The 21,914-nt window shown below is 69.4% G+C and carries 17 protein-coding genes, 2 tRNA genes, 1 other RNA gene and 1 pseudogene; 16 read left to right on the top strand and 5 right to left on the bottom strand.

Features of this window, described 5'->3' with window-relative positions:
* Positions 1-112 precede the first annotated feature (112 nt).
* The 14 genes and pseudogenes from REH65_RS12835 (at position 113) to REH65_RS12770 (ending at position 12,451) form a co-directional block, all read left to right on the top strand.
* Positions 113-2,985: pseudogene (locus REH65_RS12835) on the top strand (UPF0182 family protein).
* Positions 2,986-3,160: 175 nt separating this feature from the next.
* A tRNA-Met gene (locus REH65_RS12830) sits at positions 3,161-3,234 on the top strand.
* 65 nt (positions 3,235-3,299) lie between these two features.
* On the top strand, positions 3,300-3,725 hold the full coding sequence (locus REH65_RS12825; RefSeq protein ID WP_406692594.1) for a nuclear transport factor 2 family protein: 426 nt from the start codon (positions 3,300-3,302) through the stop codon (positions 3,723-3,725).
* 333 nt (positions 3,726-4,058) lie between these two features.
* Positions 4,059-4,132, top strand: a tRNA-Met gene (locus REH65_RS12820).
* A 629-nt stretch (positions 4,133-4,761) separates the two neighbouring features.
* Complete coding sequence (locus REH65_RS12815; protein WP_093414959.1) at positions 4,762-5,259, top strand: PadR family transcriptional regulator; 498 nt, start codon at positions 4,762-4,764, stop codon at positions 5,257-5,259.
* 143 nt (positions 5,260-5,402) lie between these two features.
* On the top strand, positions 5,403-6,509 hold the full coding sequence (gene prfB, locus REH65_RS12810; RefSeq protein WP_281456340.1) for a peptide chain release factor 2: 1,107 nt from the start codon (positions 5,403-5,405) through the stop codon (positions 6,507-6,509).
* Positions 6,510-6,611: 102 nt separating this feature from the next.
* Positions 6,612-7,301, top strand: coding sequence for a cell division ATP-binding protein FtsE (gene ftsE / locus REH65_RS12805; protein ID WP_093414956.1), 690 nt, complete (start codon positions 6,612-6,614; stop codon positions 7,299-7,301).
* Positions 7,302-7,369: 68 nt separating this feature from the next.
* Positions 7,370-8,272 (top strand): permease-like cell division protein FtsX, encoded by a 903-nt coding sequence (ftsX, locus tag REH65_RS12800; RefSeq protein ID WP_281456339.1) that lies wholly within the window; start codon positions 7,370-7,372, stop codon positions 8,270-8,272.
* Between the two features lie 78 nt (positions 8,273-8,350).
* Entirely contained in the window at positions 8,351-8,827 is a 477-nt protein-coding gene (gene smpB / locus REH65_RS12795) for an SsrA-binding protein SmpB (protein ID WP_093414952.1), read from the top strand.
* 1 nt (position 8,828) lies between these two features.
* Entirely contained in the window at positions 8,829-9,731 is a 903-nt protein-coding gene (locus REH65_RS12790) for an amidohydrolase family protein (protein ID WP_406692593.1), read from the top strand.
* An 85-nt stretch (positions 9,732-9,816) separates the two neighbouring features.
* Positions 9,817-10,186, top strand: a transfer-messenger RNA (tmRNA) gene (gene ssrA, locus REH65_RS12785).
* A gap of 427 nt (positions 10,187-10,613) precedes the next feature.
* On the top strand, positions 10,614-11,213 hold the full coding sequence (locus tag REH65_RS12780; protein WP_406692592.1) for a DUF6230 family protein: 600 nt from the start codon (positions 10,614-10,616) through the stop codon (positions 11,211-11,213).
* A 15-nt stretch (positions 11,214-11,228) separates the two neighbouring features.
* A complete protein-coding gene (locus REH65_RS12775; protein WP_406692591.1) occupies positions 11,229-11,666 on the top strand; it encodes a DUF6114 domain-containing protein in 438 nt (145 codons plus the stop codon).
* Positions 11,663-12,451: a hypothetical protein gene (locus tag REH65_RS12770; protein WP_406692590.1), complete on the top strand. Its 789-nt coding sequence runs from the start codon at positions 11,663-11,665 to the stop codon at positions 12,449-12,451. Before REH65_RS12775 ends, REH65_RS12770 begins: the two co-directional genes overlap by 4 nt.
* On the opposite strand, the gene REH65_RS12765 is transcribed toward REH65_RS12770, so the two are convergent.
* From REH65_RS12765 to REH65_RS12750, 4 genes are all read right to left on the bottom strand, one after another.
* Positions 12,452-14,443: an iron ABC transporter permease gene (locus REH65_RS12765; RefSeq protein WP_406692589.1), complete on the bottom strand. Its 1,992-nt coding sequence runs from the start codon at positions 14,441-14,443 to the stop codon at positions 12,452-12,454. It abuts the gene before it with no gap.
* On the bottom strand, positions 14,440-15,084 hold the full coding sequence (locus REH65_RS12760; RefSeq protein WP_406693152.1) for an ABC transporter substrate-binding protein: 645 nt from the start codon (positions 15,082-15,084) through the stop codon (positions 14,440-14,442). Before REH65_RS12760 ends, REH65_RS12765 begins: the two co-directional genes overlap by 4 nt.
* A 339-nt stretch (positions 15,085-15,423) precedes the next feature.
* Complete coding sequence (locus REH65_RS12755; protein ID WP_406693151.1) at positions 15,424-16,218, bottom strand: ABC transporter ATP-binding protein; 795 nt, start codon at positions 16,216-16,218, stop codon at positions 15,424-15,426.
* 128 nt (positions 16,219-16,346) lie between these two features.
* Entirely contained in the window at positions 16,347-17,261 is a 915-nt protein-coding gene (locus tag REH65_RS12750; protein ID WP_406692588.1) for a DUF559 domain-containing protein, read from the bottom strand.
* Between the two features lie 355 nt (positions 17,262-17,616).
* Between REH65_RS12750 and REH65_RS12745 the strand changes: the two genes are divergently transcribed.
* Both REH65_RS12745 and REH65_RS12740 read left to right on the top strand, forming a co-directional pair.
* Positions 17,617-18,129 (top strand): GNAT family N-acetyltransferase, encoded by a 513-nt coding sequence (locus tag REH65_RS12745; RefSeq protein WP_406692587.1) that lies wholly within the window; start codon positions 17,617-17,619, stop codon positions 18,127-18,129.
* Between the two features lie 101 nt (positions 18,130-18,230).
* Positions 18,231-21,221 carry a glycine--tRNA ligase gene (locus REH65_RS12740; RefSeq protein ID WP_406692586.1) on the top strand — a complete coding sequence of 997 codons (2,991 nt, stop codon included), beginning with the start codon at positions 18,231-18,233 and terminating at the stop codon, positions 21,219-21,221.
* Positions 21,222-21,351: 130 nt separating this feature from the next.
* On the opposite strand, the gene REH65_RS12735 is transcribed toward REH65_RS12740, so the two are convergent.
* Positions 21,352-21,771, bottom strand: coding sequence for a GtrA family protein (locus REH65_RS12735; protein ID WP_406692585.1), 420 nt, complete (start codon positions 21,769-21,771; stop codon positions 21,352-21,354).
* Positions 21,772-21,914: the final 143 nt, after the last annotated feature.

The raw sequence follows: 21,914 nt of genomic DNA, 5'->3' as shown, positions 1-21,914 counted from the left end.
ACCTGGGTCGTAGAGTTGAACATCACGAGGGATCGTGTTCACCAGCACGATTACCAAGTTCAGCTGACCGTCCCCAGGAGCGTGCGCTGTGGCCATGCGGCCCCCGGTAGGAATGCCGAAACTATCCCGGCGAAGCAGGATCCTGCTGATTCTGGGCGGAGTGGTCCTGCTCGCCCTGATCCTCGGATCACGACTGCTGGGCGCCTACGTCGACTGGTTGTGGTTCGGCGAGGTCGGCTACCGCGGTGTCTTCACCACCCAGATCCTCTCGCGACTCGGCCTCGGCGTCGTGGCCGCGGTGTTCCTCGGCGGCGTGCTGCTGCTGAACCTGTGGATCGCCTACCGCAACCGCCCGGTGTTCGTGCCGGTCAGCGGCCCGGACGACCCGCTGACGCGGTACCGGACGGTCATCAGCGAGCACTCCCGGCTGTTCGGCCTGGGCGTCCCGATCGCGATCGCCGCGATCGGCGGGCTCGCGGCCCAGGCCGACTGGCAGACGCTGCAGCTGTTCCTGCACAGCACCCCGTTCGGGCGGACCGACCCCGAGTTCGGCAAGGACATCAGCTTCTACGTCTTCCAGCTGCCGTTCTGGCGGCTGCTGCTGTCCTGGGCGTTCATCGCCGTGACCGTGTCGTTCCTCGGCTCGCTGGTCACCCACGACATCTTCGGCGGCATCCGGCTCACCGGCCGGGCCGGCCAGCTGTCGATGCCCGCCCGCGTCCAGCTGGGCGTGCTGGCCGGGCTGTTCGTGCTGCTCAAGGCCGTCGACTACTTCTTCGACCGGTACGACCTGCTGCTGTCCCAGCGCAACAGCCTGTTCACCGGTGCCAGCTACACCGACCTCAACGCGGTGATGCCGGCGAAGCTGATCCTGATGTGCATCGCGGTGTTCTGCGCCCTGGCGTTCTTCTCGGTGATCTTCCTGAAGAACCTGCAGATCCCCGCGCTGGCGACGGTTCTGCTGCTGCTGTCCAGCGTCGTGGTCGGCGCGGTGTGGCCGGCGCTGCTGGAGCAGTTCTCGGTGCGGCCGAACGCCAACCAGCGCGAGGCCATGTCCATCGAGCGCAACCTGGAGGCCACCAAGGCCGCGTTCGGCATCGGCGACGACAAGGTCAAGTTCGTCGACTACCCGGGCCGGACCCAGCTGCAGCCCAGCGAGGTCGCGCCGACGACGCGGGGACGATCCCCAACATCCGGCTGCTCGACCCGAACATCCTGGCGCCGACGTTCACCCAGCTCACGCAGCAGTACAACTTCTACGGCTTCCCGGACAAGCTGGACGTCGACCGCTACCGCGACGCCAACGGCGAGCTGCAGGACTACCTGGTCGCGCTGCGCGAGATCAACACCGACGGCCTGGCCGTCAACCAGCAGAACTGGATCAACCGGCACACCGTCTACACGCACGGCAACGGCTTCGTCGCCGCACCGGCCGACCGCGTCGACTCGACCTTCAACGAGGGCGCCACGCAGGGCGGCTACCCGGTGTTCCAGATCAGCGACGTCGCCAACGACGGCAAGGGCGCGATCCCGGTCAAGCAGCCGCGCGTCTACTACGGGGAGCTCGTCGGGCCCGACGACTACGCCATCGTCGGCGGCAACCCGGGCGAGGCCCCGCGCGAGTACGACACCGACACCCAGCAGTTCACCTACGACGGCAGGGGTGGCGTCCCGATCTCCAACCCGCTGCAGCGGCTGGCCTTCGCCGCCTACTACGGCGAGCGGAACTTCCTGTTCAGCGGTGTGATCGGCGAGAACTCGAAGCTCATCTACGAGCGCAACCCGCGTGACCGGGTCCAGAAGGTCGCACCGTGGCTGAAGCTCGACGGCGACCCGTACCCGGCCGTGGTCGACGGCCGCATCAAGTGGATCGTCGACGGCTACACCACGCTGAACAACTACCCGTACTCGAAGATGACCGAGCTGGGCGAGGCCACCAACGACACCCTCACCGGTGTCGAGCGCCAGCCCAACCAGCAGATCAACTACATCCGCAACTCGGTCAAGGCCACCGTCGACGCCTACGACGGCACGGTCGACCTGTACTCCACCGACGACAACGACCCGGTCCTCAAGACCTGGGAGGGCGTGTTCCCGGGCGTGATCAAGCCCGCCAGCGCGATCTCGCCGGAGCTGCGCGAGCACTTCCGGTACCCGGAGGACATGTTCAAGGTGCAGCGCAAGCTGCTCACCGAGTACCACGTGGACAATCCGGGCGACTTCTTCTCCACCCAGACGTTCTGGGAGGTGCCGAACGACCCCACGGCCCGCGGCGCCGTCGGCAGCAGCGAAGGGCAGCAGCCGCCGTACTACGTGCTCGCCCAGGTGGAAGGCCAGCAGCAGCCGAACTTCCAGCTGACCAGCGCGTTGACCGCGCTGCGGCGGCAGAACCTGTCGGCGTGGGTGTCGGTGTCCTCGGACCCGAAGAACTACGGGCAGATGACCGTGCTGCGGCTGCCGACGAACACGCTGACCCCGGGTCCGAACCAGGTCCAGAACCAGATGGAGTCGACGCCCGAGGTCACCGAGAACCGGACGCTGTTCAACAACCCGAACGTCACCGCGATGTTCGGCAACCTGCTCACGCTGCCGGTCGCCGGGGGTCTGCTCTACGTCGAGCCGATCTACATCCAGCGCAACGAGCAGGAGTCGTACCCGCAGCTGGCGCGGGTGCTGGTGTCCTTCGGCGGCAAGGTCGGGTTCTCCGAGACGCTGCAGGGCGCGCTCGACCAGGTCTTCGGGTCGGGCGCCGGGCAGGGCACCCAGCCCGGGGAGCAGCAGCCGCCGCAGGGCCAGCAGCCCGGGCAGCAACCGCCGGCGCCGGGGACTCCCGACACCGGGCAGGCCGTGGGTCAGATCCGGGACGCGCTCGAACGGGTCCGGCAGGCCCAGCAGTCCGGCAACTTCGCGGAGCTGGGCCAGGCGTACCAGCAGCTCGACGAGGCCATCAAGCGCTTCGAGCAGACCCAGGGCACCGGCGGCTGAGCCGACCGTGTGGAAGTCGGCGGGGTGGTGACCGGCGCGGTCGTCACCCCGCCGACGCTTCTGCGGTCCAGGTCAGCGGGGTGCGACGGTGTTCGGGGACCCCGGTTTGAGGCGCTGGTGAGCGGTGCGTACACTTGAGGGCACAACTTCAGCAGCCGGTTCTTCCGGCTGACGGCGCGGGGTGGAGCAGTTCGGTAGCTCGCTGGGCTCATAACCCAGAGGTCGCAGGTTCAAATCCTGTCCCCGCTACTGATCGAGAGGCGCTTTCCGGATTTTCCGGGAAGCGCCTCTCCTTCTTCTGTGAGGATGCGGGGATGATCCAGCAGATCCAGGACCGCTTCGCCATCGAGGACGTCCTCATCCGCTACACCCGCGCCATCGACACCGGCGAGTGGGACCGCCTCGACGAGGTGTTCACCCCCGACGCCCGCATCGACTACACGGCCTCCGGCGGTATCGAGGGAGACCTGGCCACCGTGAAGCCGTGGCTGGCCGAGAACCTGCCGATCTTCCCGAGCCGGATGCACTCGCTGCACCAGATCGCCATCGACCACGACGGCCCGGACGAGGCCCGGGTCGCGGCCTACTTCCACAACCCGATGACGCTCCCGCAGGGGGACGGCCAACCGGACCTGCTCGTCGAGTTCGGCGGCATCTACCACCACCGCTTCACCCGCACCCCGGAAGGCTGGCGCAGCCGCCACCTCCACGAGCAGATCTGCTGGAAGCGGGGGCTATGACCGAGGACGGTTCTTCCTCGAAACACCCGTGATCGATATCCGCCTCGTGTCGGGACAGTTTTCATGAAAACTGTCCACTCCCGCGCCCGGGGGCCGTGCGATGTGCTGTGTTCGGGGAAGAAGTCGATCGTGGTGCTGCACGGAGACGGGCTTCGCCCGATTCGGTAAGGGCGACGGTCTCGACGTGATTCCGACCAGTCGCTGCTCCGGGCCCTGTGACCTGCGGTTCGGGGGCTGCGGGCGAGAACGGGGACCCCGCGTTCGGATCGATTCGGCGCGGGTGTAGAGTTCTAATCACAACAGAACGAAGCAGCCGGAAATCGCGGCTGACGGCGCGGGGTGGAGCAGTTCGGTAGCTCGCTGGGCTCATAACCCAGAGGTCGCAGGTTCAAATCCTGTCCCCGCTACTAGAGAAAGAGTGCCTCCGGTGATCCGGAGGCACTTTTCTTTTCGCTCAGTCCTTCAAACCCTCGGCCCATTTGCGAGCGCAGGTGGGGGAGCAGACCCTGCCCTCGCCTCGGACCACGGCCGTCTGGCGCATGGTTCGGCCGCAGACCATGCAGGCGTCCGTCTCGGCGCCGCGCTGCGTCGGGACCATGGACTTGGCTCGTTCGGTGACCCGCTGAGCCACCTTCGTCTTGTTCTCACTGACCTTGGTACGCAACCAACTGCGATGCACGCCCGAACCTCCTGCTATCCATGCCGTGCGCCCACCGGTAGCCCGGCGGCCAACAGCAGCGTGAGGGTAACCACCTGTAGTTGTGCAGTTTCAGAACGTGATAGCACCTCATTGCGCGCCCAAGAACCCCCATCCAGGCGAACGAGAGGCCGGGTGGTTGCAATGCGTGCAGGAGAGGCGGCTGCATTCGGGTGGGATCCGGGATTCGCGGGCCTTCCGGCGTCGAAGAACCCGTGATCCCGGTCTGGAACCAATGGCGGAATCGTTCGTCCACTTGGACCAGTGGGGTGCAACCACTGTGGACAGAAGCGCCGACCACTGTGGACAGCTCAGGCGGGACGTGGCACCGTTGGTGTCGTGAGCGAGCTGAATGCGACATCCGCTGCCCTGTTGGGACTACTGCACGAAGGGCCGAAAACCGGTGGCCAGCTGGTCGCCGCGGCCACCGAGCGCTTCGCCGGGTTCTTCAGCGTCACCCGCAGCCAGGTCTACCGGGAGCTGCCCGCGCTGACCGAGGACGGCCTGCTGCGCCTCGGCAAGCAGGGGCCGCGCTCCAGCCAGCAGTACGCGATCACCGCCGCGGGCAAGAAGGCCTTCAAGGCCTGGTTGAACACCGCTCCCGGGCCGGACAACGTCCGCAGCCCGCTGATCCTGCGGCTGGTCTACTCCGGCACCCTCACCCCGCGTCAGCGCGCCTCGCTCGTGGAGTCGGCCCGCGCGCAGACCGCGGTGAAGATGGACGAGGCTCGCAACGCCGCCAAGACGGCGGGCGACCCCTACGAGAAGGCCGCCGCCGACTTCACCGTCGCCTACAACCGGGCGATCATCAAGCTCCTGGACTCGATCCCCGACTGACGGCAGGGTCCCCGCTCGCGAACGACGGCTGCGCCGATCACCGGCGCAGCCGTCGTTCGCGTTCAGCCGAGGGCGGAAGCCGATCTCGCCGCAAGGTGCCGTCCTCGTGGGCGGCCGCTCACCCGTGAAGTACCCTGAGCACTGTGAATCCCGACGTCGCGGCCTCCCTCAAGGAACTGTCCAACACGCTCGAAGGCATCGAGAGCGTGATGGATCTCGACGCGCTTCGCGCGGAGATCTCCGAACTGGAGGAGGAGGCGGCCAAGCCCGACCTCTGGGACGACGTCGAGAACGCGCAGCGCGTCAGCAGCCGGCTCGTGCACCGGCAGTCCGACCTGCGACGCATCACCGAGCTCCGCCAGCGCGTCGAGGACCTGGAGGTCCTCTACGAGCTCAGCGAGGACGAGGGCGACAGCTCCGGCCTGGCCGAGGCCGACGAGGAGCGCGAGCGCCTCGCCAAGGACCTGGAGACCCTCGAAGTCCGCACCCTGCTCTCCGGTGAGTACGACTCCCGCGAGGCCGTGGTCACCATCCGCGCCGAGGCCGGTGGCGTCGACGCCGCCGACTTCGCCGAGATGCTCATGCGCATGTACCTGCGCTGGGCCGAGCGCCACGACTACTCGACCGAGGTCTACGACACCTCCTACGCCGAAGAGGCGGGTCTGAAGTCGGCGACCTTCCGGGTCAACGCCCCCTACGCCTACGGCACGCTCTCGGTCGAGCAGGGCACGCACCGCTTGGTGCGCATCTCGCCGTTCGACAACCAGGGCCGCCGCCAGACCTCCTTCGCCGGTGTCGAGGTGCTGCCGGTCGTCGAGGAGACCGACCACGTCGAGATCCCGGAGAAGGACATCCGCGTCGACGTCTTCCGCTCCTCCGGTCCCGGTGGGCAGAGCGTGAACACCACCGACTCGGCCGTGCGCATCACGCACATCCCGACCGGTGTGGTCGTGTCCTGCCAGAACGAGAAGTCGCAGCTGCAGAACAAGGCCGCCGCGATGCGCGTGCTCCAGTCCAAGCTGCTGGCCCGCAAGAAGGAGGAGGAGCGCGCCGAGCTGGACGCCCTCAAGGACGGCGGCTCCAGCTGGGGCAACCAGATGCGCTCCTACGTGCTGCACCCGTACCAGATGGTCAAGGACCTGCGCACCGAGCACGAGGTGGGCAACCCCGACGCGGTGCTCGACGGCGACCTCGACGGATTCCTGGAATCCGGCATCCGCTGGCGCCGCCAGCAGCAGAGCGTGGCCTGATCGACGCCCAGCGGGTCGATCAAAACCCCTGGTCATCGGTGGTGCAACCACCTCTGTGGGTGAGTGCCGGTCGCCTCATCGGGCGGGGGTAAACTCCCGCCCGTGATCCGCCTTGAGCACGTGTCCAAGTCTTACAAGACGTCGACCCGGCCCGCTCTCGACGATGTCTCGGTGGGCATCGACAAGGGCGAGTTCGTGTTCCTCATCGGGCCATCGGGCTCCGGTAAGTCGACGTTCATGCGCCTCCTCCTGCGCGAAGACGTGCCCAGCCGCGGTCGGGTCTTCGTCGCCGACTGGAACGTGGCGAAGCTGCCGCGCCGCCGGGTGCCCCGGCTGCGCCAGCGCATCGGCTGCGTCTTCCAGGACTTCCGGCTGCTGAACAACAAGACCGTGGCGGAGAACGTCGCGTTCGCGCTGGAGGTCATCGGCAAGCCCCGCGGCGACATCCAGCGCGTGGTCCCGCAGGTGCTGCAGCTGGTGGGCCTCGACGGCAAGGCCGACCGGATGCCGCACGAGCTCTCCGGTGGTGAGCAGCAGCGCGTCGCCATCGCGCGCGCGTTCGTCAACCGGCCGCTGGTGCTGCTGTGCGACGAGCCGACGGGAAACCTGGACCCCGACACCAGTCAGGACATCATGCTGCTGCTGGAGCGGATCAACCGCACCGGCACCACCGTCGTGATGGCCACGCACGACCACGGCATCGTCGACTCGATGCGCCGTCGCGTCGTGGAGCTCAGCTACGGCCGGGTCATCCGCGACGACGCCCGCGGCGTGTACGGCGTCGGCCGCTGATCCGCGACGAGATCGCCCGGCCCGTGCACCTGACACACACCCCCGAACGGCAGGAAAGCTGACCCAAGATGCGTGCGAGCTTCGTATTCAGCGAGGTCGTCAACGGCCTTCGGCGCAACGTGACGATGACCATCGCGATGATCCTGACGACCGCCATCTCGGTGGGTCTGCTCGGTGGCGGTCTGCTGGTCGTCCGGCTCATCGACAAGATGCAGGACACCTACCAGGACCGCGTCGAGGTCGTGGTGTTCATGACCGACGACGTCAGCGCCAATGACACCGATTGCAGCCAGGAGCCCTGCTCCTCGATCAAGTCGGCGCTGAGCAGCGCCGAGGGCGTCGAGTCGGTCAAGTACGAGAACCGCGAGCAGGCGTTCGCCAGCTTCAACAAGGTCTTCGAGTCGCAGCCCGAGCTCAAGGACGTCGCCCGCGCCGAAGCGATGCCGGCGTCGCTGCGCGTGAAGCTCTCCGACCAGGAGCGGTTCCCGCAGATCCAGGCCGAGTTCGCCAGCAAGCCGGGCGTGGACAGCGTCGTCGACCAGGCGGAATACCTGGACAGGCTGTTCGACATCCTCAACGGCGTGCGCAACGCGACCTTCTCGATCGCGCTGGTGCAGGCGCTGGCGGCACTGCTGCTGATCTCCAACACCATTCAGCTCTCGGCGTTCACCCGCCGCACCGAGACCGGCATCATGCGCCTGGTGGGCGCGACCCGCTGGTACACCCAGCTGCCGTTCCTCCTGGAGGCGATGGTCTCCGGTCTCATCGGTGCGGTCCTGGCGATCGCGGGCCTGCTGATCGCGAAGGCGGCGTTCATCGACAGGGTCATGGGCCCGGTGCTGGGCACCGGCATCATCCCGGCCGTCGAGTGGGGCGACATCGCGCTCATCTCGCCGATCCTGCTGCTGGTCGCGGCGGCGATCTCCGCGGTGACCGGCTACGTCACGCTGCGGTTGTACGTGCGGCTGTAACCTGGTGCTCGGCGGCCTCCTGGTTGGGGGCCGCCGAGTTCCGTTTAAACGGGTGACACGAGGACTAGAGTTGTTCGCATGGTGAAGGAACGCGGCCGCAAGGTCATCTCGCAGAACCGCAAGGCGCGGCATGACTGGTCGGTGCTCGACACCTACGAGGCGGGCATCGCGCTGACCGGTACCGAGGTCAAGAGCCTGCGCCAGGGCAAGGCGCAGCTCGTCGACGGCTTCGCCACGGTCGACGACGGCGAGGTCTGGCTGCGCAACGTCCACATCCCCGAGTACACCGAGGGGACCTGGACCAACCACGAGCCGCGACGCTCCCGCAAGCTGCTGCTGCACCGGCACGAGATCGAGCGGCTGGTCGGCAAGATCAAGGAGAGCGGGCTGAGCCTCGTCCCGATGTCGCTGTACTTCAGCGACGGCAAGGCCAAGGTCGAGCTCGCTCTGGCGCGAGGCAAGAAGGCGCACGACAAGCGCCAGGACATCGCCAAGCGCGACGTGGAACGCGAGATCCAGCGCGCCATCGGGCGCGCGCGAAAGGGCCGGCGCTGACTTGACGGCACCGCGTGACGACAACCGAATCCCCACCTGGCTCGACGAGCTCGGCCTGCCGGGGCTGGTCGACATCCACACCCACTTCCTGCCGCCGAACGTGCTGGACAAGGTGTGGGCGTACTTCGACAACGCCTCCGAGCACTACGGGATGCGGTGGGACATCTACTACCGCCACGACGAGCCCACCCGGGCCCGGTTGCTGCGCGAGTTCGGCCTGCGCGCCTACGCGCCGCTGGTCTACGCCCACAAACCGGCGATGGCCGAGTGGCTCAACGACTGGGTGCGCGACTTCGCCGAGCGCACCCCGGACGCGGTCCCGACCGCGACGATCTACCCGGAACCCGGCGTCGGCGACTACCTCGCGCGCGCCCTCGACGAGGGCGCCCGGTGCGTGAAGATGCACGTCCAGGTGGGCGGTTTCGACCCGCGCGACCCGCTGCTGGACCGCGCGTGGGGCCTGCTCGCCGAGACCGGCGTGCCGGTCGTCGTCCACTGCGGGCACGGGCCCATCCCCGGTTCCTACACCGGGCTGGACGTGTTCGAGGGCGTGCTGCGCAGGCATCCCGACCTGACCGCGGTGCTCGCGCACGCCGGAATGCCGGACTACCTCGCGGCGTTGAGCCTGGTGGAGCGGTACCCGCGGGTCCACCTGGACACCACGATGGTCGGCGTCGCGTTCAGCGAGAAGTTCGCGCCGCTGCCCAAGGACTGGGCGGCCCGCATCGCCGCGCACCAGGACCGGGTCGTGCTCGGCACCGACTACCCGAACATCCCGTACTCCTACGCCGACCAGCTCGCCGCCATCGCCGGCTGGGCGGACTCCGACCAGCGCCTGGGCAAGCAGTTCCTGCGCGCGGTGCTGCACGACACACCGGCGAAGCTGCTGGGTCTGGGCGGTTGAGGGATATGGGAATGATCGTCGGGACCCGACGCGTTATCCTGTTGGACACCGGTTCGACAACCGGTGCGAGTGGAAGTACAGACATGGGGGTGAACGGTTTCGACTCCGTACGTTGATCCTTGGGAAGCGTGCCGGTGCAGGCGGGAGACCACCGAGAGCGTCGCCGCAAACAAATAAGCGCCGACAAGAGTCAGCGCGAGTTCGCCCTCGCCGCCTGAGCGAGGAGCGACTCTGTCGGACCGGGAAAGCCTCCGTCCCGGAATCCGGCATCAGCTAGGAGGCTCCACTGCGAGGTTCGGTCGCGGGACCTCGTGGGACATCAAACAGCGACTGGGCTCGTCACACCGGCTGGTTCGCGTGACCGGTGGAGCCGAGTAGAGGCATAGCGGACTGCGCACGGAGAAGCCTTGGTGAGGCGACGGAGGACCCGGGTTCGATTCCCGGCACCTCCACTCGGCTCGGGGCGGGGTGTGTTCGCGGAACGCGCGAACCATCTCGCCTCGTTGTGTTGGTTGCGGGGGCCGAGCCCCCGCAGGCCCCCACGGTGCGGTGGCCGGTCTTCGTTGGCTCCTCGCCCTGCGAGCGGTTCTCGGCCTGCTCACCGACCAGCAGTGCGGTTTCGGGCATGCCGCGGCACCCTCACGGTGCCGGGAGCACGTTCTGCGTGCTCCCCGCGTTTTTCGTTGCTCCCGGGCCAGCCCCATCGGTCGCGCGACTTCTGTGGTGGGTGGGGTTCTTGAGGTGCAATCGGACGGGATTACTTGCATTTGTGTGCGTTTAGTGACTTCGGTCACAGCGATCTGTGTGACGTTTGGCTTACGTTTGCGCCCGTTCGGAGTAGTGCCCATCACGCTGCGAACACTCCGAGTGAGGGGAGCCGATGTGGGTGAGACAACGAGCGGCCGGACCCGCTGGCGTCTGTTCGGACTGGTCCTGGTGGCCGGGATGGTCGGCGTCGTGCTGATGTTCACCGGCCTGTCCCAGGGCGCGATCGCGGCCTCGTTCGCCGTCGCGGGCACCAGCTACAAGGCATCCGCCGACCGGCTCGACGCCCAAGGCGTCGTGCAGTACGGCTCGGTGGACCGCAGCGCCGACCAGGCGCACCCGGTGCTGGTCAACGGTTTCCGGAAGGCCAAGCTGGACAACTTCTGCCAGTCCATCGTCGTCCCGGACCTGCCCGGGGTCGGCGACATCACCGTGAAGATCGCCGCGCCCGGCGGCATGACCGCCGACAACCTCGTCCTCGGCATCGAGGAGGTCACCGGCGACCTCACCCTCAACAACGTCGAGATCGGCCGCGACGCCGGGACGATGGACAAGGGCCCCAACGGCGTGACCGGCGGCGCGGGCACGTTCGGCATCCAGGCCGACAGCACGCAGATCTCCGGGCTGCGCCAAACGGCCTGGTCGACGACGGCGTCCACGCTCAAGCTCAACCAGGTGCACATCACGGCCGGCGCAGGCCGCCACGAGTGCTTCTGATCGGTGGGTGAACTCATGAAGAAGACCGACTCGAAGTTCCGCCAGTGGCGGCGCTCCCGCCCGTTCTGGGCCGGGATCTGCACGCTGGCCTCGGGACTGCTGATCCTGTTCCCGCCGTACGCGTCGCTGAAGTTCGGCGACATCGTCGTCTCGCTGAACACGCTCACCGGGCTGTCCGCGATGGTTATCGGGGTGCTGCTGGTGTGCTGCGGGCTGTCGTTCTGGACGCGGCAGGAGTTCCGGCTCCCGGCCGGGATCGTGACGCTGCTGCTGTCGGTGGCCGCCATCGTCACCGCCAACCTAGGGTCGTTCCTGATCGGCACGCTGCTCGGCCTGGTCGGAGCGGCGCTCGGCATCGCGTGGACGCCGCGCGCGCGTCAACCCAGCGCCGCTCGGGAGCGCGTCGAGGGGACCTCCACGCGTCCGGCGCACATCGCGGGAGGTCATGCGTGAGCAGTCCCCGCCTGCTCGCGGGGGTGCTCGGCGCGGTCGTGGTCCTCGGGGCGTTCGCCCCGGTGGCCGCGGCGCAGGAGACCGACGGCGGTCTGATCGGGTTGCTGCCGCTGCCCGCTCCATCATCGGAGCCCGCTCCGACTTCGGAACCCGCTCCGATGTCGGTGCCTGCCCCGACATCGGTGCCTGCCCCGACATCGGAGCCTGCCCCCACTTCGGTTCCTGCACCTACTTCGTTGCTCGCGCCCGCGCCCGTGCCCGTGCCGGTTCCGGCACCCGTGCCCGCCTCTGCTCCGGCCCCTGCCCCTGCTCCTGCTCCGGCGCCTGCGCCGAAGCCGCCGCCGGCCTCGAACTCCGACGCCGAGCCCGGGCCCGGGCGGGAGTGGACGCTGACCGGCAGCGCGCTCAAGCTCGTCGGCTCCCGCTACCGCGGCGTCGTCGACCGCGACGGGGTGCGGACGCTGCACTTCACCGTCGACCGGCTGGAGATCACCGACCTCGTCCAGCGCGGCGACCTCGGAAACGGGCGCGTCGTGCGCACCTCGGCGCGAGCGGGCAGCGTGTCGACCGTGACCGACGGACCCATCGAGCTCTACACCCGCGAGCTCACCGGGAACCTCGGCGTCGCGCGGACCACGCTCACCGCCGACTCGGTGCTCATGCCCGATGTGGACCTGGGCTTCCTGCAGCTGCCCGAGCTCACCTTCACCGACGTCGTTGTCCGCAACACCGACCTCGCCGGTGGTGTCCTGACCATCCCCGGTGGCCGCGTCGGCCTGGAGTGATCAGGCGCGCGTGCGGCGCAGCAGGTGCAGGAAGTACGGGGTGCCGATGAGCGCCGTGATCAACCCCGCCGGGAGCTGCTCCGGAGCGATCGCGCTGCGGCCGATCGCGTCCGCGGCGCACACCAGGACACCGCCGAGCAGCGCCGCGACCGGCAGCGACCGGGAGTGCCTGCGGCCCACGAGGGCGCGTGCCGCGTGCGGCGCGACCAGCCCGACGAACGCGATCACGCCGACGGCCGCCACCGCCGTCCCGGTCAGCAGCACCGCGCACAGCAGCAGGAGCAACCGTGCCCTCGGCACGGGAACGCCCAGCACGCGCGGGGTCTCGTCGTCAAGGGACAGCAGGTCGAGCTCGGAACGGGCACCCGCCAGCAGCGGGATCGCCACCAGCAGCGCCAGCGCGATCGGCAGCAGGTGCTCCGGCAGGCGGCCGTAGGTCGAGCCGCCGAGCCAGGTCAGGGCCTTGGTCTCGTTCCACGGGTCGGTGAGCGTGATCAGCAGCGTGATCAGGGCTTGCGTTCCCGCCTGCACGCCGAAACCGATGAGCACCAGGCGTTCTCCGGCGAATCCGCCGCGCGCCGCCACCGCGAACACGACCCCGGCCGCGATCGCCGCGCCGATGCCCGCCGCCGTCGCCTGGGCCCAGAAGCCCGCGCCCGGCGCGAACGTGATCACCGCGACCGCGGCGACGCCCGCGCCGCCCGAGGTGCCGAGGATCCCCGGTTCCGCCAGGGGATTCCGGGTCACGGCCTGGATCGCGGCACCGGCCAGGGCCAGCGCCGCGCCCGCCAGCAGCGCCGCGAGCACGCGCGGCACCCGGTTGCCCATCACGTTCGACACGATCGGCCCGGCCTGCCCGCTCGCCCAGTTGGCGACGTCGCCGAGCAGCAGCAACCGGTCGCCGAGCAGCACCGACAGCACCACGACCAGGACGGCGGCGACCACCGACGACACCAGCACGAGCCGGAAGCGCCGCGCGCTCACCGAGCCCCGCGCACCCGCCGACGGCGGCTCGGACACCGCGCGCGAGACGCGGATTCCCCTGGCCAGCGCGATCAGGAACAGCACGCCCAGCAGCGTCGTCACCACGCCCGCCGGAACCTCCAGGGCGCCCTGGGCGCCGACGACCGCGCGCAGCAGCACGTCCGCGCCGAGCAGCAGCACCACGCCCGTCGCCGCCGACACCGGGATCAGCGCCACGTGCCGGTGCAGGCCCGGCACGACGTTCGCAGCGAGCCGCACCACCGCCGGTGCGGCCAGGCCGACGAAACCGATCGGACCGGCCAGGGTGACCGCCGAAGCGGCCATGAGCACCGCCAGCGCCACCGCGCCCAGCCGGATCCGTCCTACGTGGACACCGAGCGTGCGGGCGTGGTCGTCGCCGAGGTGGATGAGGTCGAGCTTGCGGGCCAGCGCCAGCAGCCCGACCAGCGCGCACAGCACGACAGGGGCGAGCGCGGCGACGCCGTCGAGCCCGTTCTGGCTCAGCGATCCCGCACCCCACGCGAACAGGCCCTGGGTCTCCTCGGAGAACAGCAGCAGCAACATCTGCGTCACCGAGCTCATCGCCAGCGCCAGCGCCGTGCCGGCCAGCACCAGCCGCACCATCCCGGTGCCGCCGGACAGGCCCAGCACCACCAGCGCCGCGGCCAGCCCGCCGACGAAGGCGATGCCCGCCATGCCCAGCAGCGGCACCGACACGCCGAACGCGGCGACGGCCACGATCGCCAGGTGCGCCCCCGCCGACACCGCCAGCGTGTCCGGCGCGGCCATGATGTTGCGCGACACCGACTGCAGCACCGCGCCCGCCACCGCCAGCGCGGCACCGACCAGCACGGCGGCGAGCAGGCGCGGCAGCCGGGACTGGAGGATCACCGCCGCCTGGGCGTCCGGGTTCAGGACGTCGACGTCGGCGGTGCCCTGCGTCAGGTGCACCAGCGAGCCGGCGGCGATGAGCGCGCCGAGCCCGATGATGACCAGCGGCGGCCTCACTCCCGGACCGCGGCGATGGCCGCGTCGACGAACCGCTCCATGGACTTCGGGCCGCCGAACGTCCAGAGCGCCTCCGGAAGGCGGTGGACCTCACCGCGCTGCACGAACGGCAGGTTCGTCCAGATCGGGTTGGCGGCGAGGTTCTCGGCGAACGGGTCGCCGGAGCTGCCGGAGTACCAGAACGGGACGTCGCCGAGCTGCGTCAGGCCCTCGACGTCGGTCTGCGCCATGCCGTAGGCCGGGTCGCCCTGCATCCGCCAGGCGCTGGGCAGGCCGATCCGGTCGAAGACCGAGCCGACCAGGGAACCGCTGGTGTAGGGGCGGATGGTGACCGATCCCGCGTTGACGTAGCCGTCGGCGAAGGCCACCGGCCTGCCCGCCATCCCCGCCTGCTGGACGGCCGCGCGGCCCTCCTCGATCTTGGCGTCGAACTCGGACTTCAGGCGTGCGGCGGCGGTTTCGGTGCCGGTGGCCCGGGCGATCAGGTCGACGTTGCCGAACATGGCGCCGATCGGGTCCTGCGCGTTGCCGCCGGGGACGACGATGACGGGGACCTTCGACTCGATCTGGGCGAGCGCGCCTTCGGGGAGTCCGCTGGTGACGACCACCAGGTCCAGGTCCAGCGAGCCGAGGGTGTCGATGCTCGGCTCGCCGCGGGTGCCGATGTCGGCGACGGAGGCGTCGAGCGGGGCGGCGCCGGAGTACTCGCCGTAGCCCCACGTCGGAGACCGCGGCGGGCATGACTCCGAGCGAGACCAGGTATTCCGCGGCGTTCCACTCGGTGGCGGCGACGCGGCGGGCCGGGTGGTCGAGGTGGACCTCCTTGCCGCGCGAGTCGACGACCGTCACGGGCGGGCCGCTCGCTTCCGGTGCCGGGCCGGTCGGTGCTTCGGTGGTTCCGCAGGCCGTCGACAGCGCGCCCAGGGCGAGAGCGGTGGCGAGGAACGCACGTCTGGTGCGCATGGTGTCTCCCTTGAGGGCTAGTGCGAGGTGCCGTTGAAGCGGCCGACCGCGCGGGTGTGTATGCGTCCGTCGGCCCGGTGGACCTCGACCTCGATGCCGTAGGCGCGGGTGAGGTTCTCGCCGGTCAGGACGTCGTCGGGGGTTCCTTCGGCGCTGATGCGGCCGTGTTCGAGCAGCAGCAGGTGGTCGGCGAGGGCGGCGGCCTGGTCGAGGTCGTGCAGCACCACGCCGACGCCGACGTCGTGCTCGTCGGCGAGATCGCGCACCACGTCGAGGATTTCGACCTGGTAGCGCAGGTCGAGGAAGGTCGTCGGCTCGTCGAGCAGCAGCAGCGCGGTGTCCTGCGCGAGGCAGGCGGCCAGCCACGCCCGCTGGGCCTGCCCACCGGAGAGCGCCTGCACCGGGCGGTCGGCGATGTCGCCGAGCCCGGTGAGCTCGATGGCCCGCTCGACCGCTGCGGGCCCGTCCGGGTCGTGGCCGCTCCAGCGGGAGCGGTGCGGGTGGCGGCCGAACTCCACGAGCTCGCGGACGTTGAGCCCACCGGGCGCGGTGCGCTGCTGGGAGAGCAGGGTGATCCGGCGGGCCAGGTCCTTGGCCGACAGGGCGCGCAGCTCGGCGCCGTCGCCGAAGCGGATGTCGCCGGACGCCGGCGGGTGCAGCCGCGCCAACGTTCGCAGCAGGGTCGACTTCCCGCTGCCGTTCGGGCCGATCAGGGCCGTCACCGCTCCCGCCCGCAACGTCACCGACGCAGCCCGGACGACGACGTCCCGCCCGTACGCGACATCGACCCCCTCAGCGGAAACAGACCCCAACGATGAGTAGCGCGACACACCATCACACTAAAGTGAGCCTTACCTAAACCTCAACCCAGGTCGGGCATCACGACAGTTTTTCCTCGAATTACCCATGATCAATGTCCGTTTTGCTCGGACAGTTTTCACTAAAACTGTCCACTGCTGAGGAGTTCACGAGCCGAGCAGTCCCGCTCACCCCTCTCGCGCACCGCGCGGACGACGGTGTCGACGAGGTGATCCGGAGCCGTCGCCAGGTCCTCCGCGGTCACCACGATGATCAGCCAGCCGTTGGATCGGAGCCAGCGACGGCGTCGCTCGTCGCGGCGGAACTGGTCGGGGTCGGCGTGCCAGCGGCCTTCGTACTCGACGATGACCTTGGCGTCCGGGAAGCCGAGGTCCCCGCGGAGGGTGGCGCCGAATTCGCCCGGGATCTCCAGCTGCGGGACCGGGTGGAGCCCTCGGAGCCGGAACTTCACGCGTAGCACGGATTCCGGGAGCGACTCCGCGCGGCCGTCCAAGAGCTCGAAGCCGCGACGGGCTCGGATGATGCCGTCGTCGTGCCGGCCGTCCATGAAGCGGCCGAGCGCTTCGCGGGACAGCATCCCGGAGTGCAGCAGGGCGTCGACGCAAGCGACGCCCTGCTGCAGGGGGTTCTTGGTGAGCAGGTCGAGGGCCGTGCGAACGAGGGTCGCCATCTGCACTCCGCCCCACGGCAGGTATTCAGAGTGGTGCCTGCGGGTGTCCCAGACCCGCAGGCCGTGGGCTCGCTTGAGGTTCTTGGCCAGAACCTCCACCGGGTCGTAGGTGCTGGCCAGTTCGATGCCGTGCAGCGTTGCCGCCGAACGGCCGGTGATCACGGCGCTAGACGGCAGCACCATCGCGGCGCCGAGACAGCGCAACTCGTGGGTCACCGGTACCGACTCGTGGGCGTACACACCGTGGAAGATGCGCCGGAAAGGACCCTTCTGCAGCTGCTTGTCCGTGAAACCCTGCTGCAGGGCTTCGGTGCGGGTGAAGAGGCCTCGGGTGCGGCCGATGGCGATCTTGTTCGATGCGGACATGAGGCCAAAGTGCTCGGTGAAAGCTCCTGGAACCAAGCACATTTCGAGATCTGTGGACGGATTCGCGGGTTGTGGACAACTCTCGGGGCTCCTTCGGGGGAATGTGGACAGTTTTTCCTCGAATCACCCATGATCAATGTCCGTTTTGCCCGGACAGTTTTCACTAAAACTGTCCACTGCCGCGCGGACCACCATCCCGACCCTCGCACTGCCGCTCGGTGCCGAGGACCGAGGGATGAGTGCGGGAGGATCGGTGCGGTAGTGCGGTAGTGCGGTAGTGCGGTAGTGCGGTAGTGCGGTAGTGCGGTAGTGCGGGCGTCGGGTGTTGCCGTCGTTGTGGGTTGGGGGTGATGTGGTGGACGTTGCTGTCGAGATTCCTGCGGGGGCCTACCGGCTTCGCCGTTGGCGGTCGGTTGATGCCGGGCAGGTGTTCCGGGCTTGCCAGGGCCCCGAGATCCAGCGGTGGACGACCGTTCCGGTGCCCTACACCGAGGCGGATGCCGAGGGGTTCGTCGCCGGGGCCGGGGACGAACCGCTGTTCGCGGTCACCGAGCGCGGTGACGACGTGCTGGGGTCGTTCGGGCTGGTCGTCGTCGAGGGCGAGCGCGCCGAGGTCGGCTGTTGGGTCGCGCCCTGGGCTCGCGGGATCGGGGTCGGCGAGGCGGCTGGGCGGGCGCTCGCGCGGTGGGCGCTCGGCGAGCCGGGGTTCCGGAGGCTGGAGTGGATCGCCGACGTCGGCAACGAGGCCTCGCTGCGACTGGCTGCGCGGATCGGGTTCGCGCCGGAGCGAACGCTGCCCGGTCACCTGGAGAACCGGGACGGGACTCGCTCCGACGCCGTGCTGGCGGTGCTCGACGAGACGCCCTGAAGCGGCCGGGCGGGGGCCGGAACCGAGCGTCAGCAGAATGCGCCTGGTCGAAAAACCCAGAGTATCCACATGACCACGGGCGATTGAAGGGTTCGGAACCGGTGACCGAGAGCAGCACACCGACGATGCAGGACGCGCTGCTGGCGCTGCAACGCTACTGGACCGAACGAGGTTGCATGATCATGCAGCCGTTCAACACCGAGGTCGGTGCCGGTACCGCGAACCCCGCCACGATGCTGCGGGTGCTCGGGCCGGAGCCCTGGCACGTCGGCTACGTCGAGCCCAGCGTCCGTCCCGACGACGCCCGCTACGGCGAGAACCCGAACCGGCTGCAGACCCACACCCAGTTCCAGGTGATCCTCAAGCCCGACCCGGGCAACCCGCAGGAGCTCTACCTGGGCAGCCTCGAAGCGCTCGGCGTCGACACCAAGGCGCACGACATCCGCTTCGTCGAGGACAACTGGGCCTCCCCGGCGCTGGGCGCCTGGGGCCTGGGCTGGGAGGTCTGGCTCGACGGGCTGGAGATCTCGCAGTTCACCTACTTCCAGCAGGCCGGTGGCCTGGTGCTCGACCCGGTTTCGGTGGAGATCACCTACGGGATCGAGCGCATCATCATGGCGCTGCAGGGCGTCGACCACTTCAAGGACATCCGCTACTCCGACGGCGTCTCCTACGGCGAGATCTTCGGCCAGTCCGAGTACGAGATGAGCCGCTACTACCTCGACGACGCCGACATCGAGGCCACCCACCGCATGTTCGACACCAGCGCCGCCGAGGCGGACCGGCTGCTGGACCTGCGGCTGCCCTCGCCCGCGTACGTGCACGTGCTCAAGTGCAGCCACATGTTCAACGTGCTCGACGCGCGCGGCGCCATCAGCACCACCGAGCGCGCCAAGGCGTTCGGGCAGATGCGCAGCCTGACCCGTCGCGTCGCCCAGCTGTGGGCCGAGCGCCGCGAGGAGCTCGGCCACCCGCTCGGCGTGGTCGAGGCGTCCCCGGCGGCCACCGCCGGGGACCTGCCGAGCGCGAGCGAGCCGGCGACGCTGCTGTTCGAGATCGGCCTGGAGGAGCTGCCGCACGCCGACGTGTCCACGATGGCCGGTTCGGTGCGGGACTCGCTGGAGTCCAAGCTCGCCGGAACCCGCCTGGAACACGGCGAGATCAGCGCCTTCGCCACGCCGCGGCGGATCATCGTGCAGGTCGCCGACGTCGCCCCGGCCGAGCCGGACGCCGAGCGCACCGTGCGCGGCCCGAAGACCGCCGCCGCGTTCGGCCCCGACGGCGCGCCCACCAAGGCCGCCCAGGGGTTCGCCGGCAAGCACGGCGTGGCGCCCGAGGACCTCAGCCGCGTCGAGGTCGACGGCACCGAGCACGTCGCCGTGGTGCGCACCGAGGAGGGCCGCACCGCCCCGGTCGTGCTGGCCGAGCTGCTCGCGCAGCTGGTCGGCGAGCTGCGGGCCGACAAGAACATGCGCTGGCGCGACCCGAAGCTGTCGTTCAGCCGCCCGGTCCGCTGGCTGCTGGCGCTGCTCGGCGACACCCCGCTCCCGGTGGCGGTGTCCTCGCTGGTCAGCGGCACCACCACGCGGGTGCACCGCACCGCGGCGGAACCGGTCGTGGAGGTCTCCTCCGCCGACGGCTACCTGGAGTTCCTGGCCGGGCACGGCATCGTCGCCGACGCCGCCGAGCGCCGCCGCAGCATCGTCGCGGCGGCCACCGAGCTGGCGTCGAGCGTCGGCGGCACCGTCGACTTCGCCGTTGAGGCCGGGCTGGTCGACGAGGTCACCAACCTCGTCGAGAGCCCCACGCCGATCCTCGGCGGCTTCGCAGAGCGGTACCTGGAGCTGCCCGAGCAGATCCTCACCACCGTGATGCGCAAGCACCAGCGCTACCTGCCGGTGCGCGGCGAGAACGGCCTGCTGCCGCACTTCATCACCGTCGCCAACGGCGACTGCGACACCGACCTGGTCCGGGAGGGCAACGAGTCGGTGCTGCGGGCCCGCTACGAGGACGCCGCGTTCTTCTGGCGCGCCGACCTCAAGCGCAAGCCGGAGGAGCTGCGCGAGGGCCTGCACAAGCTGACCTTCGAGGAGCGGCTGGGTTCGATGGCCGATCGCGCCGACCGGATCGCGCGCGTCGCGGTCTCCCTCGGCGACACCACCGGCCTGTCGGAGGCCGACCGGGCGACCGTGGCGCGTGCCGGTGAGCTGGCGAAGTTCGACCTGGCCTCGCAGATGGTCGTCGAGCTGTCCGGCCTGGCGGGCACGATGGCCCGCGAGTACGCGGCGCGGGCGGGCGAAACCCCCGCCGTGGCCACGGCTCTCGCGGAGATGGAGCAGCCGCGCGGTGCCGGGGACGCGCTCCCGGAGACCAACCCGGGCGCGGTGCTCGCGCTGGCCGACCGGTTCGACCTGCTGGCGAGCCTGTTCGCGATCGGTGCGAACCCGACCGGCAGCTCCGACCCGTTCGGGCTCCGCCGCGCCGCCGGTGGTGCGGTGACGATCCTGCGCGCCACCCCGGCCGCCGCGGCGGTGACGCTGCGGGCCGGTCTGGAGGCCGCTCGTGCGCAGGTCGCCGAGCAGGGCTCGACGCTCAGCGACGAGGCGCTGGCCGAGGCGCACGACTTCATCGTCCGCCGCTACGAGCAGCAGCTCCTCGACGCCGGGCACGAGCACCGGCTCGTGCAAGCCGTCCTGCCGCTCGCCGACGCCCCGGCGCTGGCGGACACGGCGCTGGCGGAGCTGGAGAAGCGGATCAACGACGAGGACTTCGCAGCGCTGGTCGCGGTGATCCAGCGGGCCCGCCGCATCGTCCCGGAGGGCACCGCGGCGGCCTACGACGCGGACCGGCTCACCGACCAGGCCGAGCGGGACCTGCACGCCGAGGTCGCCGAGGTCGCCCAGCAGCTGTCGGGCACCACGACGCTGGCGGAGTTCACGGCGATCGCGGGTCGTCTGGTCGCGCCGGTCAACCGGTTCTTCGACGAGGTCATGGTCATGGCCGAGGACGCCGGCCTCCGCCAGGCCCGCCTGGGTCTGCTCGCCACCATCACCGACCTCGCGGACGAGGTATTGGACTGGCGAGCCCTCTGAGGGTTCGGCACCACCGAGCAGCCCCGGAACCGCGCGGTTCCGGGGCTGTTTCGCGTCTCACGTGGGGTGTGTCCCCGGCAATGGACAGTTTTAGCCATAATCACCCATGATCAATGTCTGTTTTGCCCGGTCAATTATGGCTAAAACTGTCCCCCTCCAGCACCCGCTCGGGTCGGGACGGGGTTCGGGTGAGCACGAGCTGCGTGACGGCGAAGGTCGCGGGGACCGCGAGGACCGTGGCCAGGAGGGGGGCCGTCCGCTGATCCATTCCGAAGAATTCGACCAGCACGTAGAGGAACACCGTCACGCCCGCGAAATTGGTGATGTTGGTCAGCGGGAAGAGGAGGAATTTTCGCATTGATGGGCGGGTGCGGAACGTGAATCGGCAATTGAGGAAGTAGGACACGATCACCGCGGGCGCCATCGCCATCAGATGCGCGATCAAGTACGGGAAGGCGCCGCGCAGCAGCAGGTACGCCGCGTAGTAGACGAGCGTGTTGATCAGGCCCACGACGCCGTAGCGCGCGATCTTGCCCAGCAGTGATGTCACTGTTGCGACCTTCCCCACGGAATCCCCGGAGTGCACGATTCATCATTCGGACTGATGAGCGCAATTCGCTCGATGGGTCGATGTTGGCCCGCGATTCCTCGCGAATTAGAGGAAGCCGCTGGTGCTGCGCTAACGTGCCGGGC

The organism is Saccharopolyspora sp. ID03-671 (assembly GCF_045278815.1).
Taxonomy (GTDB): domain Bacteria; phylum Actinomycetota; class Actinomycetes; order Mycobacteriales; family Pseudonocardiaceae; genus Saccharopolyspora; species Saccharopolyspora ipomoeae.
Note: the sequence above shows the minus strand (reverse complement) of the source record. Positions and strands in the feature narration are given on the sequence as shown.

Bases quoted from the DNA above. Each gene is read 5' to 3' on its own strand.
- REH65_RS12825 (WP_406692594.1), top strand. From the start codon at position 3,300: ATGATCCAGCAGATCCAGGACCGCTTCGCCATCGAGGACGTCCTCATC.
- ftsX (WP_281456339.1), top strand. From the start codon at position 7,370: ATGCGTGCGAGCTTCGTATTCAGCGAGGTCGTCAACGGCCTTCGGCGC.
- smpB (WP_093414952.1), top strand. From the start codon at position 8,351: ATGGTGAAGGAACGCGGCCGCAAGGTCATCTCGCAGAACCGCAAGGCG.
- REH65_RS12775 (WP_406692591.1), top strand. From the start codon at position 11,229: ATGAAGAAGACCGACTCGAAGTTCCGCCAGTGGCGGCGCTCCCGCCCG.
- REH65_RS12750 (WP_406692588.1), bottom strand. From the start codon at position 17,261: ATGTCCGCATCGAACAAGATCGCCATCGGCCGCACCCGAGGCCTCTTC.